This window comes from Massilia glaciei, from assembly GCF_003011895.2.
Classification (GTDB): domain Bacteria; phylum Pseudomonadota; class Gammaproteobacteria; order Burkholderiales; family Burkholderiaceae_D; genus Telluria_A; species Telluria_A glaciei.
Genome location: NZ_PXWF02000211.1, coordinates 38,941 through 54,139, shown reverse-complemented (window position 1 = coordinate 54,139; position 15,199 = coordinate 38,941). Strand labels below are relative to the sequence as shown.

Sequence of the window (15,199 nt, the reverse complement as noted above, 5' to 3'; positions counted from 1 at the left end):
AACGACTTTCTTAGTCAGGTTGGATGCGGTCGGCGACTTATGTATAACGATATGGTTTTAAGTCGCTTGGCATCTTCGGCCAATGCGACATTGGTTATATCGCTAAAGCCAGCCGATGCGATAGGCGCGGGATGTTCCAATGATGTTGCTCTATGCGACCGCCCTTGGGTCGGTGCGACTTTCTTTATCGAATTCGAGGTCATATACATCTCCACATGACGCCAAGCACCGACGACGCGCGGCGGACCGCCGCCAGCGTACGCTTGTCGAAGATCATGTTCAACTTCGCCGCGCCCGCCTTTCTATCGTATTCTACGCCTAAATTCCTGGGTTTTCGGCCCGGGTCGAGTCAACGCCAAAGTAGGTGAACTTGCCCTTTCGAGTGCCCACGAACAAAGGTGAAAACGCTCAAATTCCTCTTGATCGCCATCTCGTTGTCCGAGAGTACCACCTATGATGGGGCAGGAGCAGTGGAGTGCGGTGAGTAAGAAATTCGTGCTATTTCAAGGCCGCGCGAGGAACAGGACAATCTCAGTTGTACTCGATATTGACCGTGTTGCCGTCCGGCCGGGAGACCGCGAACGTCAGGCCGGCCTCGCCGCTGACGCTGACATAGCGGCCCGCAGCGCTGGTGCTGCCGCCGGCGGCACCGTACACCGTGTCCGAAGGCGGCGCCGCGCCATGCAGCAAGGGGCCGCTGCCGGACTGGCTTCCAAGGAAATTCGCGACGCTGAAGCGCGTGCCGCCCAGACCGTCCTGCTGCACGATGCTGACGGAAGCCGACTCGAGCACCGTCGCACCGGAGGCGCCCTTGGCGCTCCCCGCGCTCAGCTCGGCCGACAGGGCGACCCCGGCCAGCAAGGCTGCGAGGGCGCAGGCGTCATTTTTTTTCATCGGGCGGCCCGCTCGGCACGGTTTTTTTCACAAGCACGAAATCGACCCCATTGATGTATTTCCCGTCCGGCCCGATGGTCACCTCGCGCATGCCCGGATCGAGCAGGCCGAACTTGACGATCTGCTCCGGCGAGACGCGCACATGGTAGCTGCCCTGGTCCACCGCCGGGATGATATAAAAGCCATCCGAGCTGCTCTCGATCGAGGATACCACCGCCATCTTGAAGTCGAGCAATTCGATTATCACACTGCCCATGCCGCGCTTTTTCGCGCCCTCGGCCAGATACACGGTCCCATCGATCTCGCTCGTCATGGTCACCGGGAAATCGAGCTCGGCCACATTGCCCGGGCGCGGCACCAGGCGCACGCCTTTGCGCTGCGGCACCCACGAGGGATCCTCCAAGGTCTGCGCGTCGACCGCGATGTTGACGCCCTGCCTGGTCGGCAGCCGGTCGAGCAAGGCCACGCCGGCGGCGTCGGTGCGCACCGGCGCCCGGCTGCCGTTGACGGTCAGCGCGACGTTGGCGAGCGGCTCTTCGGCCAGGTCCATGATGCCGTTGGAGTTGTCGTCCAAGAACACGCGCACCGAGGCGGCGCCGCTGTCGGCCTTGGGCTGCGCGGCGAAGCGCCACAGCGCCAGGCGCGGTTCACGGCTCATCGCGATGAACAACTGCAGGGCCACCGAAAAATCGCCGCCGCTCGAATGGCTCGCGCTCAGGCCCAGGCCATACCGTCCCAGGCTCTTGTTCAGGCCGACGGTCGCGATCGTCTCGCGGCTGGCGATCGCGCGCACCAGTCCCAGATTGAGCAGATAGCTCGGACCGAGCCGCTTGCTGGCCGACAAGGTCACGGTGTCGAGCTTCGCCTCCGGCTTGACGCTGTAGCCGAGCTGGCCCGCGAGACCGAGGTCGACGCTCCTGCTGCTCAGTTGAAAGGCGCCGCCGGCCGTTACATGGCCGCCGCTTTGTTGCCATGTCATCTGGTTCGACGCCGACACTTGCCTGACATGGGCGGAGACGCGCCCGCTCAGGGCCGTCTGGACGGCCCCCGACACCGACTGGTCGCGTTGCACCTCAAGCGCAACAGGCAGGCGCGCGCGCGACGGCCCGGGCAGCGTGCCATCGAAACGGATCTTGTTGCGTGTTTTTAACGGGTCGCCCGCCGGCCGGAACGCTTCGCTGCTAAATTCGTTCAACTGGGTCCGGCTGTAGCTGACGGAGATGCCGGCAAGCTGGGTCTTCACGCCCGATTCGTTGAGCCAGCCGCCGCCGGGCGAGCGGACGAAGTCGCTGCTGACGATGAAGCCGCGCAGGAACGAGCGGAAGCCCAGGTTCGCATACACCTGGCCGGCGTCGCCAACGCCGGCGCCCCCGCCGGGGCCGGGCAGCTGCATCAGGCCGCCCGTGGCGGTCAGGTATTTGTTGAGGCCCCATTCGAATTGCGCGACCGAGCGGCGCGCGTTGCCGTCGCCGCGGTACTGCGCGATGTTGTAGTGGAACGCGCCGGGCGGGGTGCTCGACCGCTCGAGCAGGAAGCTTTGGCGCTCGACGCGCTGCTGTCCCAGCGGGCCATGGAAGACCAGCCGGAATTCATTCTACCCGTAGGTCAAGGGCTGGTCGTCGAAGCTGTAGCGGCCGTCCGCTCCGGCGCGCTGGACGCCGACCAGGGCCTCGTTGTAAAACGATTCGACGTCCCAGCCGGGCGGGAGGTCGCCGCGCAAGGTGTGGCGGTCGAAGCTGGTCGGCTGGTTGGCCGGGCGATTGCTCACCAGCAAACCGAGCCCGCCGGTCGGCGCCGCGCCCGCCGTGACGTTGGGCATGGTCGGCATCGTGACTGCGCTGCCGAACACGACCGAGCGCGCGCGCAGCGGGCCGAGCAGGCCGGCGTCGGGGTCGTGCCGGGCCAGCGTGAAGCGCGCGTCCGGCGACGGTTTTTCCTTGCTGGCGGTGAGGTACAGCGCCGCCTCCATGCCCAGCAGATCGCCGGTGAGGTAGGCGGTGTAGTCGGCGCTGGTCTGGCGCTGGCCATTCTGGCTCTTGAGGCCGACCCCCAGCGTCTGGTCGATCGACGGCACGCCGAGCATCCGGTAGGACGCGTCATGCCGGGGATAGCCGGGGTCCTCGGGAGCGCGCGCGCGGAACTGGCCCTGGCCGAGCTTGCGGTCTCGTTCAAGGCGCTCCTGCAGGGGCAGGCGCTCCCTCGGCCGCACGCGCAGCGTCAGGGAGGACATCTCGACGCCGAGGTCTAGCGGCAGCCAGCGCGTGAGCAAGGAGCTGGCGACGTAGATGTCATCGCTTTCCACGCGCACCAGCGAGGGATCGAACAACTGGCTCTGTTCGGCGAGCGTGACGCGCGCCTGCGCGACATTGAGGCTGAAGGTTTGGGCTTCCCTGATCACGAAGCCGCTCGCGGTGCCCTGTTCGGGTTGCGTTCGGAGCGGAAACGTGAGCAGCCTTGCCAGCTCGCCGAGCGGCAACAGGGTTTCGCCGCCGTGCTGATAGGTGGTGATCGCCTCGGCCAGCGTCTGCCCGTCGAGTTGCACCTCGAGCAGGGTGAGCGTGGGTTCGCCAAGCAAGCCGGCGGACGCGCTGCGCGGCGCGGGGGGCGGACCGGGCACGGTTGCCACGACCGCCTTGGGTGCGTCCGGCTTGCGCGGCGCTTCGGCCGGCACCGCGGGCGCGGGCTGGACCGGGGGAGGTGGACGCGGTGGCAAAGGCGCCGGCACCGGCACAGGATCAGGCGCAGGAACAGGAACAGGAACAGGAACAGGAACAGGCACAGGCAAAGGAACCGGCAAAAGGAACCGGCAAAGGAACCGGAACCGGAACGGGGGGCGCAACCGGCGCTGGGGCCTGCAGAGGCGCGCCATTCGCGCCGGCCACGCCGCCGGCGCGCTGCGGCACGATGTCGAGCACCAACCGGTGGCCATGGCCGGCGTCCGGGTTGTAAATGCGCGTCTCCACTTCCGATTCGGCCTTGAGGGCGAATTCGAGATGCACCGTCCAATCGGCGGAAGGCGAGGTCCGGACCATGATGGGCTTGAGGTGCGGGTGGTCGGCGGCGATCTTTGCGGCCAGGCCGGTGAGGGTGGCATCGAGCGGCGTGTTGTCGAGTTCGAGGACCACGCGGTCGGGGTTTCGCAGGATGAAAACGGTGTAGCGGATCTTCAGGTCCGATTCGAGCGCGACGCTGGTGCGGTCCGGCGCCGTGCTCAGCGACACCGCACTGATCTTGCCGGCCTGCGCCCATGGCGCTCCAAGAAGCAAGGCGAGCAGCAGCGACCGGCTCCGGCGCCGCGGATGTGGTGGCTTAGTCATCGGGCTTGGCAGCCGTGCATGTCGTCAGTGCGCCAGTGGGGCCGGTCAAGGAAGTTCGATCGCCGCTTCCGCCAGCAGCTTGTCGCCCGTGGCCGGACGTTCGCGGTAAGTCAAACGCAAGGTTCCGCGCGTCAGCGCCAAGCCTGCGGGTGGCTCGAGATTGATTCTGAGCCGGCGCAGTGGATTGGGCGCGTAGACGGCCACGCCGCCGGCCTTGCCAACGGTGACCGCTTCGCCGCCGCGCGGGGTGAAGGTGACGGCGAGGTCGCCGTAGATCGAACTGTTGCCGCTGCGGTGCAACACGGCGGCGACGGCTGGCCGCTGCCCGTCCAGTGTGGCCGGCAGCTCCAGCGCCGAGATCGCGGCCTTGGCCGTGTTCTCGCCCTGGCGCACGATGACCGTGATGGAAAGGCCCGCCATCATCGTCAGGCGCACCGCGAGCTCGCCAGGCGCGGCGGCGGCCGGCGCGGCGATGCTGGTCGCGCCCTCGGCGGTGGGGATGCGGTCGAATTGCAGGTGGGACCGGTATTCGCCATCGGCCAGGCCGGCCGGCTTCCTCACCATGATGCGCACCACCTGCCCGGCGCCCGGGGCCAGCACCACCTGGCGCGGCGAATAGCGCAAGAGATCGCCGGCGAATTGCTCGCCTGGGCCGGCGCTCTCGATCGGTATGAACTCGCCGGTCTCGCTCATGCGCCGGTTAACCACGCTGATCCGGTAGGTGGCGCTTTCCTTGCCGTTGTTGATCAGGTCCAGTTGCGCCGCGCGCTGGTTTTTTTCGAACACGATGCGCGTGGGCGAGACCATCAGGTCGGCCACGGCCGGTGGCAGGGGCAGCGCGACAAGCAGGGCGAACAGCAGCATGGCGCCGCCGGATCTGTGGGCGGACATGGGGGTGTTCCTTGCAGGTGTGGTCAAGTGGTCGCGGGCGGTTCTTTGGTCCATGGTCTGTCTCAGTTGTAGTTGATGGTGACGGCAAAGCTGCCGGAATAGGCGCCGCGCGCCTGGCCGCTGCCGACGACGAGCGTGGCGCCCACCATCAGGGTCTGGGTCCCGCCGCCGCCGAGCTGGCTGGTCGTGGACGGATTGCTCGTGAAGCCGCCCAGCGCCATGCTGTTGGCGCCGCTGAACATCGCCACCGTGCCGTCGGCGGGCAGGCTGACCGAGTACGATAGATTCGGGTCCCCCGAGACAGTGAACTGCGCGGCGTTCCAGGAGCCCGACGGCACCAGCTGGACGTTGCCGCCCGCCGTGCGCGCGCCGGCGGCGCTGAGCGTGACGGTGCCGCCGGCGCCGGCGATGAACTTGCCGAACCCAAGCTCCTGCACCGCGCCGATCCCGAGCTCCGCCGCCAGGCCCGCGGTGGCCGTGATGGCGCAAAAGATCGCGCAAAAGATGGCGCAAAAAATATTCTTCGCGGGCCGATTCAAAACATTTCCTCCAGCATGCGCAGCCCGAAGGGGCGGACGGCATCGCCAAGTGGATAATAAAAAAGGCGGACAAGCATGCCCGCCTTTTTGCCTGCCAGCGCCGCCAACCAACACGGCCGGCGGGCGCTTAGGATGAACGACTCCTTAGTTGTACTCGACCGTCACGGTGACGGTGCCGTAGTACACGCCCGGGGTTTGCAAACTGCCCACAGTGAGCGTGCCTCCCACATAGATATTCTGGGAGCCACTCGACAGGGTGCCTGTCGCAACCGTGGTGCCGCCGCTGGTGCCGGCCGTGCCCACGGTGCTGTTCAACGCCAGGGCCATCGTCGTGACCGTGTCGGTGTGCGTCAGGTTGTTGTCGGCATAGCCGATGCTGTAGGTGCTGTTGGTGTCGCCGGTGACGGCGAAGGTCGCGGCGGTGGTGGCCGATCCAGCCAGGCTGACGACGGCGCCGGCGGCCGAGACGGCGCCGGTGGGTTCGACCGTGATGCAGCCGCCGGTGCGCGCGGCGAACTTGGCGAACGACAGCGCCGTGCTCGAGGAGATCGCGATCGGGGTGACGACCTCGCCGCCGGTCACGGCGGCGAGGTCGCCGCCAGCGCTTGCGTGCCGCCCAGGCTGGCAAAGGCGAAAGCCGAGGTGATGGCGAGGCGGATGGCGGATTGCTTGACGGATGGGAATTTCATTTTGCTGCTCCTTTTAGGATCTACGTGGTCGCCAACGTTGGCAATATTACGGTGATCAAACAAACTTCAAAGGTGTCAGAAGCAGCAATTCGCGTGTCACGGCGACTGAAATGGCGAAGCCATTTCATTTGCATGTTGCATACTGGCGGCCCTGCTGTCATAGGTAATCCAAACCCTTAGACCAGAAGCTTTGCGTGCCCACCTTTCGGTGGGGTTGCCGTTATCAAGTTGCCGTAAGACATCTTTGGAATACCCCGGTTGTATCCCGCGCGGTTGAATTTGTGGAAAATAGGCCATCTATCTGTGAGAATTTGCAACACGCCTTATCCTAATCACAATGATCCATCCCGCTCCGGGCCGAGATCGCGTTGACGTGCAAGAGCGTGTTCCCGCTATGGGAATCGGGGTTCTCCCACCTGTTCCCGCCTGCCGCGAACACGCGCGAGCGAATGTCTCTTTCCGGCTACGGCCGCCACTTTCTCTCATTATTGTTAAATTAGAATCATGGCGCCGGGCGACCGGCGCGCGCAGACGCGTCCGCGAACAAAAACGCGACCATGGCCGCGCCGACCGGGCGCGAAGGGCGCATACTGGCGCTGTCGGACGCACTGGCGGCCCCAACCCCTACCGCGGAATCACAACGATGAAAATCCTGATCGCAGACGACGACCCGAGCTCCATACTTTATTTGCAAGACATGCTCGGCGAATGGGGGTACGAGGTCGAGGTCGCGGTCGACGGCAATGCGGCCGCCGAGATCCTGCGCCGCTCCGACGGGCCGCTGCTGGCCATCCTCGACTCGATGATGCCCGGCATGGACGGCATCGACGTCTGCCGCGGCATCCGGCAATCGGACACCGAGCGCTACGTCTACATGATCATCCTCACCTCCCGCGTCGAGTCCGAGTTCATCGTCGCGGCGATGAACGCCGGCGCTGACGACTTCATCAGCAAGCCCTTCAACGACGAGGAGATGCGGGTGCGCGTGCGCGCCGGCCGGCGCATCGTGGAACTGGGCGAGCAATTGCGCCGCAGGGCCAGCCGCGACGCCCTGACCAATATTTACAACCGCGGCGCGATCATCGAAATCCTGGAAAAGGAATTGTCGCGCCAGGGACGCTCGCAGCACGCCGTCTCGATCCTCTTTTGCGACGTGGATAATTTTAAGGCTATCAACGACACCCACGGCCATCTGGCGGGCGACGAGGTGCTGCGGGTGCTGGCGCGGCGCATGGCGGCAACGCTGCGCCCCTACGACTCGTTCGGCCGCTACGGCGGCGAAGAGATGCTCGGCGTGTTCCCCGATTGCGGCCTCGAGGGCGCGCTCGAGGTGGCCGAGCGCATGCGCGCGGCCGTCGCCGAGGCGCCGGTCAAGACCGAGTTTGGCGACATCGACGTCACCGTCAGCATCGGCCTGGCGACCGTGGACAAGGACCAGACCTGCAAGCTGGCCACCTTGCTCCAGCGCGCCGACGATGCCTTGTACCGCGCCAAGGCGAACGGGAAGAATTGCATCACGATCGCCCACTAGGAGTCGTTGCCGCGCCACATCAGGCTATCCCCGTTTCGCGGCGCTGATTGCGATTGGGATTGCCAATAAGATTACCCTCGCGCGTGCTAAAATTTTTTCTTTAATCCAGCCCACGGACAATGATGAATCCGCTCAAATTGCTCTTGATCGCCGCCTTGTTGTCCAGCCCGCCGGCAATGGCGCAGGAGCGGTCGCCGGACATGCAACGCTTCCTCGCCGGTGGCAACGCGGTCCGGCACCTTGTGATGTGCGGCGAGCAGAAACGGCAGGCCGAAACCGGGCCGCGCAACATCGACGATCTCAAAGCGGTCATCGCGGCCGCCAAGGCGGGGGCGCAAACCTGCCAGGCGCTGCTCGGGCGCTGGTACGAGCTCGGCGAGGGCGTCGCGCGCGACTACCAGCAGGCGGCGCAGTGGTACTTGCGCGCCGCGGCCGGCCGGCCGGAGCTGTACGTAGAACTCGGACGCATGGCCGAGCGCGGCTGGGGCCGACCGGCCTCGAACGAGGATGCGCTCGCGCTCTACCGCAAGGCTTCCGACGCCGACACCGGCGAAGGCCATCTGGCGCTGGCCCGCATGGCCGAGTTGGGCAAGGGGATGCCGGCCGACCTGGCCGCGGCCGCCGGACTCTATCGCAAGGCCGCCGCGCGCGGCAAGGACCAGGGTTGGGAGCACCTCGACCGGCTTGAGGCCAGGCACAAGATGTTCAGCATCGGACAGGTCGCCGACGACCGGCGCCGCTGGATGGGACTGCTCATGTCGAAGGTCGCCACCGCGATCGGCGAGGAACCCAGGTTCCGTGCCTTCAACACGGGCAAGGGCGCGCAATTCGCGCTGACTTTCAACCGCGGCAATTCGGCCGCCACCGTCGAGTTGAAAAAGTCCTCCGGCGCCAAGGCGTTCGACGCGCTGGCGCTGGCGACGTTGGCCAAGGTGTCAATGCCGCAGCCGCCAATCTATTCGAGTGAAACCAATTACCGCGTGCTGGTCCCGGTGCGCAATGAATCGGGAAAACCTTAGTCTGCACCCATAATTCGCAGGACAGAACACTTAGGGACGCGCCGGACGGCGATTGGTTGGTGCTAGGAGCCTGTCGGACTTAGGATCGTCGGCTGCAAAGAGTGCTGGACGGTCCATATTTCGCCGCTTTCTCGGCCAATAGCTCGCTATTGGCACTGCGAAATCGTCAAAATCTGTCCTCGTCCAGCGTTTTTTTGCCTCGACCGTTTCGCTTCGACTCCCTAAGTCCGACAGGCTCCTAGCGTGCCGACGGCGGCTCGCCGAAGGCCAGCGCCACCCGGTTGCGCCCGGTGTTTTTGGCGCGGTACATGGCCGTGTCGGCGTCGCTTAGCAGGTCGCTCCAGCGCGGGTGCCGCGGCGTCAGGACGGCCACCCCGAAACTGGCCGTGAAGCTTAGCACCCCCTGCGCCGTGTCGACCCGCACCTGCTCGATGTTGCGGCGCATGCGCTCGGCGCAGGTCAGCGCCTCCTGCACGCTCGTTTCGGGCATGACGCAGACGAATTCCTCCCCGCCCATGCGGCCGAAATGGTCGATCGAACGGATGCTGCGCTTGCAGGTGTCGACCAGTTGCCGGATCACCTCGTCGCCGACCGCGTGCCCATAGACGTCGTTGACGCGCTTGAAGTGGTCGATGTCGAGCATGGCCACCGCCAGCGGGCGCGCGTGGCGCTTGGCCACCGCCATCTCGCGTTCGGCCAGTTCGGTCAGGTAGGCCTGGTTGCAGGCGCCGGTCATGCTGTCGTGGCGCGAACTGTAGAGCAGCTTTTTTTCGGACAAAAAGGCGCGCTGGCGGAACACCCTTATCGCCAGCATCAGGATGGCCGCCATGACGACCGAGAAGGTGTACAGGATCGCGCCGTTGACAAAGCCGAGCGTCGTCATCTCTTTTGAGCTGAGCACGAAAAAAGCGGCCGCGGGCGGACCGATGATCAGGAAGAAGGTGCGCAGGCGGATCGCGATCGCCGACACCATGAACAGGCAGGCCGTGATGCCGGCCAGGCCGTACAGCAGGCCGTCCTCGAGCATCGCGGCGGTGACGGTGATGGCGCCGGCGTGGGTGGCGTAGATCATGGCGCAGCGCTGCACCGGCGACCAGCGCAGGCCGGTGGGGAAATACGCGGACGCGCCCGCGCAAACGAGCAACAGCCGGGTCAGGAAGGTGGCGCCGGCCCGGCCGGGGTCGATCAGGTAGTCCCAGACCGTGAACAACAAAATCGAGACGCCGAAGAACGGGCCGAGCACCGCCAGCATCGGCGCGATCATGGCGTTGTGCTGCGCGTTGAAGGTGGCCTCGTCCTCGGGCGGCAGCGACCACTGTCGGGTAAACGCGCTGTCCATCTTGTGCTCGGCCTCCTGGTGGGCATTGTTGCCGGTGCTCGGTCATGAACGATATCAAATACTTTCCGTAAGACAATTGATGCAAATCAAACATTGCGGTGCCAGCCCGAAGCGCGATAAGGGGTTATCCTATAGACCCGTTGCAATGGAGTTGGTGATATGCCCGATCTGAAGAGACCCGATTGTCATGCCTGCGAGACGCTCGCGACCGCCCAAAACACGGTCGAGATGCTCAACAGCCAGTGCTTCTGCATCAGCCTGAAGGAGGGCGCGCTCAAGCGCGCCATCCAGTCCGACCTTGCCTCGCCCGAGGTGTTCGCGCTGATCGAAGAGCGTTGCCCGCATCTGTTCTCGGCGCGGCCCGTGTTCGTCTCGGCCGGCCAAAGCGCGCGCATGGCGCTGGTGGTGGAGGCGATCGAAGCGGTCGTCAACATGCCGTCCTACCGCGAGCACGTCCTGGCGCGCGCGCCCGAGATCGCGCGGCACGACCCCGGCGGCGCGCTGGGGGTCTTCTTTGGTTACGATTTCCACCTGCACGGGGACCGCATCGGCCTCATCGAGGTCAACACCAACGCCGGCGGCGCCATGCTCAACGCCGTGCTCGCGCGCGCGCAGCATGCCTGCTGCGTCGAGATGGACTATCTGCGGTCGGGCACCGGCGGCGCGGGTGGGCTCGAAACGGCGATCGTCGCCATGTTCCGCGACGAGTGGCGCCGCTCCGGCCGCGCGCGCGCGCTGGCGCGCATCGCGATCGTCGACGCGGCGCCGCAGCAGCAATACCTGTACCCCGAATTCCTGCTGTTCCAGCGCTTGTTCGAGCGCGCCGGCATCGCCGCCGTCATCGCCGATCCGTCCGAGCTGGCGTGGCGCGACGGCGCCTTGTGGCATGCCGAGGGCGAGGTCGACCTGGTCTACAACCGCCTGACCGATTTCCTGCTCGAGGCGCCTTCCAGCGCCGCGCTGCGCGCCGCCTACCTGGCGCGCGCGGTGGTGCTCACGCCGCATCCGCGGGCCCACGCGCTGTATGCCGACAAGCGCAACCTGGCCCTGCTGACGGACCGGGCGGCGCTTGACGCGCTCGGCGTGCCGGCCGCGTTGCAGGCGGTGTTGCTGGCCAACATCCCGCACACCGAGATCGTGCGGCCCGAGCACGCCGAACGCCTGTGGCAGGAGCGGCGCACGCTGTTCTTCAAGCCGGCGGCCGGCTACGGCGGGCGCGCCGCCTACCGCGGCGACAAGCTCACCAAGCGGGTGTGGCAGGAGATCCTCGAAGGGGGGGATTACATCGCCCAGCAGATCGTCACGCCCGGGGCGCGCGTGAGCGGCACGGCGGAGAGCCCGCTGCAGTACAAGTTCGACATCCGCAGCTACACCTACGCCGGCCGGGTGCAATGGACGGCCGCGCGGGTGTACCAGGGGCAGACCACCAATTTCCGCACCGAGGGCGGCGGTTTCGCGCCGGTCTACAGCATCGGCGACGACGACCTGCGGCTGCGCGCGGCGGTGCGCGCCGGCTAGGAGGCTGTCGGACTTAGGATCGTCGGCTGCAAAAAGTGTCGGATGGTCCATATTTCGCCGCTTTCTCGGCCAATAGCTCGCTATTGGCACTGCGAAATCGTCAAAATCTGTCCTCGCCCGTCACTTTTTTCGCTTCGACTCCCTAAGTCCGACAGCCTCCTAGGAGCCGCCGGCGAAAACCGGACGGCGATAAAAAAAGGCCGCGCGGGCGAACCCGGCGGCCTTTTTTGCTGCCCCGCGTGAGGATTATTGCTCGACGAACACCACGGTGGTGCGCGCCGGGATGCTGAAGCTGCCGCTGGCCGCCTCGTACGTCGCGGTCTTGGCGCGCGTGTCGCCGACCGAGGCCAGTTGCCGCGCGTGGATAGCGAGCGACTTGCCCTTGAGCGCGTCGATGGCGATGACCTTGGCGACCTTGTCGACGTTAAACAGCACCACCACGCTCTTGTACTTGGCGCCCGCGTAGGCGCTCGGCGCCTGCCCGTTGATGCTCATCACGACCAGGCCGGCCTGCTGCTGCGGCCCGGTGTTGTGGAACGCGAGCCGGTCCATGACGTCCTGCGCGCTGCGCAGGCGGAACAGGGTACTGTCCTTGCGGATCGCGAGCATGTCGGTGAAGTAGTCGCGCGCGGAGATGATGGCCGCCGTGTCCGGCTTGATGAGCGGATTGGTCAGGATCGGCCGCATCAGGTACCAGTTGCCGCCGTTGACGCCGCTCATCGGCAGGCCCACGCCGAAGTTGTTGGTCGTGTAGCTGAAGTCGAGCAGGTTGAACCAGTCGCCGGCGTTGTAGCTGTCGCGGTCCATCGACTTCGAGCGCAGGATGTCCTGTCCGGCGTGGAAGAACGGCACCCCCTGCGACAACATGTTGATCGCCGCGCCCAGGTTTTGCACGCGCACGCGGTCGGCCAGGGTGGTCGTGGCCGGCAACTTGTAGGCGTTGTAGTCGAACAGGGTCTGGTTGTCATGCTTTTCGACGTAGTTGATCGTCTCGGCCGGGTTGCCCGCGAAGCCGGCGTTCTGGCCGAAGTAGTCGATCGCCGAGCTCTTGCGCAGCGCGCCGGTGCGGTCGGTGAAGCTGTATTCGCGCAGGGTGCCCGACAGGCCCACCCGCACCAGGTCGGCCAGCTTGAGCGCGTCATCCCTGGTCTGGGTGCTCTTCGCGTTCGGATCGGTGAACACGCCGTTGATGAAGCCTTGCTGGCTGACCAGCGCGTCGCCGCCGTCGCAGCAGCCGCCGCCGCGCACGGCGTCGCGCAGGCGGTCGTTGAACGAGCCGATGCCGGTGCCGGACATGTTCGCCTGGCGCGCCTGCACGAAGCGCGCGTCGTTGCCGACCGCGCCGAAGTTCCAGCCTTCGCCGTACAGGTAGATCTCGCGGCCGGCGGCGGCGTCGACCTTCGACTTGAGGTCGGCCATCACGCTCAGCGGGTGCATGCCCATGATGTCGAAGCGGAAGCTGTCGACCTTGTACTGGGTCGCCCAGGTCGCGACCGAATCGATCATCAGCTTGGCCATCATGGCGTTCTCGGCGGCCGTGTCGGCGCAGCAGCTGTCGTGGATGATGCCGCCCTTGGCGTTGAGCCGGTAGTAGTAGGTCGGCACGATCTTGTCGAGCACGGACAGCGGGCCCTGCTGCGAGGCGCTGGTGTGGTTGTAGACCACGTCGAGCGCCACGCGCAGGCCCTGCTCGTGCAGCGACTTGACCATCGAGCGGTATTCGCGCACCCGCACCGCGCCGTCGTTGGCGTCGGTCGCGTAACTGCCCTCGGGCGCCGTGTAGTGGACCGGATCGTAGCCCCAGTTGAAGCAGTCGGCGTTGTCGCTGGCGGCCACCGTCGCCTGCTGCGATTCGGCGTCGGCGGCGGCGGGCGCGACCACCGGCGTGGTGCAGCCGGCCTCGTTGATGCTGGCGATGTCAAAGCTCGGCAGCATGTGGATGTGGGTCAGGCCGGCCGTTTGCAGCGACTTCAGGTGGCGCATGCCGTTCGAGGCGGTTTCGGTGAAGGCGAGGTATTTGCCGCGGTTGGCGGCCGGCACCGTCAGGTCGCTGGCGCTGAAGTCGCGGATGTGCATCTCGTAGATCGAGATGTCGGTCGGGTGGGCCAGCGCCGGGATGGGGTGCGCGTCCCAGCCGGCCGGCTTGAGCGCGGCGCTGTCGAGATTGGCGATGAAGCTGCGCGTGCTGTTGGCGTTGACGCTGAGCGAGTACGGGTCGGTCACGGTGTTGCTCACCACGCTGTTGTTGGCCCAGCGCGAGAACACGCTCACGTTGTAGGTGTAGTAGGCCTGGTTGGTCAGGCTCGCGTCGGCTGCCGTGTAGCTCCACACGCCGGTGTTGGCGTCGAGCGTCATCGGATGCTGGGCCGTGCTGGCCGCTGTTGCGTCGGGGTAGATCGTGACGGCGACCGATTTGGCGGTCGGCGCCCATACCCGGAAGGTCGGCACGCCGCCCGCGCTGAAGGTCGCGCCGAGCTTGGCCGGGGCCGCGTTGGCGGCGAACAGGGCGTCGAGCAGGCCGGCGTTTTGCAGCGAGGTCACCTGCATAAGGGCGCCGCCCGCGTCGTACTGGGCGAGCGCGAACTGCGACGACAGGCGGGCGGTGAGGTTCTGCACGGCGGCGTCGGGGATGGTCAGCGCCAGAGCGCCCGACAGGTGCGGGTATTTGGTCTTGAGCGTGGCCGACAGGGCACCGCCGATGGCCAGCGTGACGCTGCCGTCGGCGCCGGTGACGCCGGTGTTGTCGGAGCCGAGGCCGCCGGCCGAGGCGAAGAACAGTTTATAGCTGCCGGTGGCGGGCGCGCCCGGCCAGGCCAGCGTGTTGGTGTTGAGCCAGTGCGCCGAGGCCGCCTTGAGGTCGCCGTAGCTGACCGCCGGCATCGCCGCGTAGACGGTGCAGTCGCCCTCGCGCAGCCAAATCTGCTGGCCCTTGGTGGCGATGTCGGCGGCGAACGTGACGGACTGGTCGTCGCCGCAGTTCTTGTTGCCGCTGGCGTCGGTGACGAGGAATTTCATCGCCGTCTTGGTGACGTCGAGGGGGATGTCGACAAAGGCGCCGAAGGCCTCCTCGGTGCTGAACATGAAGCGGTCGGTGATCCAGGTCGCGCTCGGCACCTTGGGGCCCTCCCACGAATACACGCCCCAGCTCGCCGCGTCGCGCTGGATCCGGTTGTAGTGCACGCGCATGGTCGCGGCCGCCTGCGGCGGGGGCGGGACCGGCACCGGATCGGGCACCGGCACCGGCACCGGGACTGGCGTCGGCGCTGGCGAGCCGCCGCCGCCGCACGCGGCCAGCAGGACTGCGCAGGCGCATGCCATCAGCACCTGTCTAATTTTTGAAGGATTACTACCGGATTGATGCATGATCAACTCCATTTATAGGGAAAGGCGTGAAATAGGGGCAAAGTCGATTCTTTTCGCTTATGCTCGTGGGGAGCTCAAGGCAGTGTGTCGATCTTTCGT

At 66.1% G+C, this 15,199-nt stretch carries 13 protein-coding genes and 1 riboswitch; of the genes, 4 read left to right on the top strand and 9 right to left on the bottom strand.

The genetic code is table 11. The features are described 5' to 3' along the window. Nucleotides 1-219: hypothetical protein (locus C7C56_RS29360; protein ID WP_219933152.1), on the top strand; the 219-nt coding region annotated here is incomplete at its 5' end. A gap of 312 nt (nucleotides 220-531) precedes the next feature. Here C7C56_RS29360 and C7C56_RS13030 read toward each other — a convergent pair. From C7C56_RS13030 to C7C56_RS13005, 7 genes are all read right to left on the bottom strand, one after another. Continuing rightward, complete coding sequence (locus C7C56_RS13030; RefSeq protein ID WP_146204461.1) at nucleotides 532-894, bottom strand: hypothetical protein; 363 nt, start codon at nucleotides 892-894, stop codon at nucleotides 532-534. Further along, nucleotides 881-2,287: a hypothetical protein gene (locus C7C56_RS13025; protein WP_106757816.1), complete on the bottom strand. Its 1,407-nt coding sequence runs from the start codon at nucleotides 2,285-2,287 to the stop codon at nucleotides 881-883. Before C7C56_RS13025 ends, C7C56_RS13030 begins: the two co-directional genes overlap by 14 nt. 201 nt (nucleotides 2,288-2,488) lie before the next feature. Beyond that, on the bottom strand, nucleotides 2,489-3,607 hold the full coding sequence (locus C7C56_RS28865) for a hypothetical protein (protein WP_181373165.1): 1,119 nt from the start codon (nucleotides 3,605-3,607) through the stop codon (nucleotides 2,489-2,491). Between the two features lie 22 nt (nucleotides 3,608-3,629). After that, nucleotides 3,630-4,211, bottom strand: a complete 582-nt coding sequence (locus C7C56_RS13020) for an AMIN domain-containing protein (protein ID WP_181373164.1) — start codon at nucleotides 4,209-4,211, stop codon at nucleotides 3,630-3,632. 45 nt (nucleotides 4,212-4,256) lie between these two features. Then, the gene (locus C7C56_RS13015; RefSeq protein ID WP_106757815.1) at nucleotides 4,257-5,102 is read right to left on the bottom strand and encodes a fimbrial biogenesis chaperone; all 846 of its coding nucleotides are present in this window, start codon (nucleotides 5,100-5,102) and stop codon (nucleotides 4,257-4,259) included. Nucleotides 5,103-5,164: 62 nt separating this feature from the next. Next, nucleotides 5,165-5,641: a DUF4402 domain-containing protein gene (locus C7C56_RS13010; protein ID WP_181373163.1), complete on the bottom strand. Its 477-nt coding sequence runs from the start codon at nucleotides 5,639-5,641 to the stop codon at nucleotides 5,165-5,167. A gap of 144 nt (nucleotides 5,642-5,785) precedes the next feature. Next, the gene (locus C7C56_RS13005) at nucleotides 5,786-6,223 is read right to left on the bottom strand and encodes a DUF4402 domain-containing protein (protein ID WP_181373162.1); all 438 of its coding nucleotides are present in this window, start codon (nucleotides 6,221-6,223) and stop codon (nucleotides 5,786-5,788) included. A gap of 248 nt (nucleotides 6,224-6,471) precedes the next feature. Next, a riboswitch (cyclic di-GMP riboswitch) is annotated at nucleotides 6,472-6,559 on the bottom strand. A 414-nt stretch (nucleotides 6,560-6,973) separates the two neighbouring features. Here C7C56_RS13005 and C7C56_RS13000 point away from each other — a divergent pair. Continuing rightward, nucleotides 6,974-7,861: a GGDEF domain-containing protein gene (locus tag C7C56_RS13000; protein ID WP_106757812.1), complete on the top strand. Its 888-nt coding sequence runs from the start codon at nucleotides 6,974-6,976 to the stop codon at nucleotides 7,859-7,861. A 200-nt stretch (nucleotides 7,862-8,061) separates the two neighbouring features. Beyond that, nucleotides 8,062-8,880: a tetratricopeptide repeat protein gene (locus C7C56_RS12995; protein WP_181373161.1), complete on the top strand. Its 819-nt coding sequence runs from the start codon at nucleotides 8,062-8,064 to the stop codon at nucleotides 8,878-8,880. Nucleotides 8,881-9,118: 238 nt separating this feature from the next. On the opposite strand, the gene C7C56_RS12990 is transcribed toward C7C56_RS12995, so the two are convergent. Then, nucleotides 9,119-10,219, bottom strand: coding sequence for a GGDEF domain-containing protein (locus C7C56_RS12990; protein ID WP_106757810.1), 1,101 nt, complete (start codon nucleotides 10,217-10,219; stop codon nucleotides 9,119-9,121). Between the two features lie 159 nt (nucleotides 10,220-10,378). On the opposite strand from C7C56_RS12990, the gene C7C56_RS12985 reads away from it, so the two are divergent. Then, nucleotides 10,379-11,737 carry a hypothetical protein gene (locus C7C56_RS12985; protein ID WP_229458748.1) on the top strand — a complete coding sequence of 453 codons (1,359 nt, stop codon included), beginning with the start codon at nucleotides 10,379-10,381 and terminating at the stop codon, nucleotides 11,735-11,737. Nucleotides 11,738-11,983: 246 nt separating this feature from the next. On the opposite strand, the gene pulA is transcribed toward C7C56_RS12985, so the two are convergent. Further along, nucleotides 11,984-15,100 (bottom strand): pullulanase-type alpha-1,6-glucosidase, encoded by a 3,117-nt coding sequence (gene pulA / locus C7C56_RS12980; RefSeq protein ID WP_229458747.1) that lies wholly within the window; start codon nucleotides 15,098-15,100, stop codon nucleotides 11,984-11,986. Between the last annotated feature and the right edge of the window lie 99 nt (nucleotides 15,101-15,199).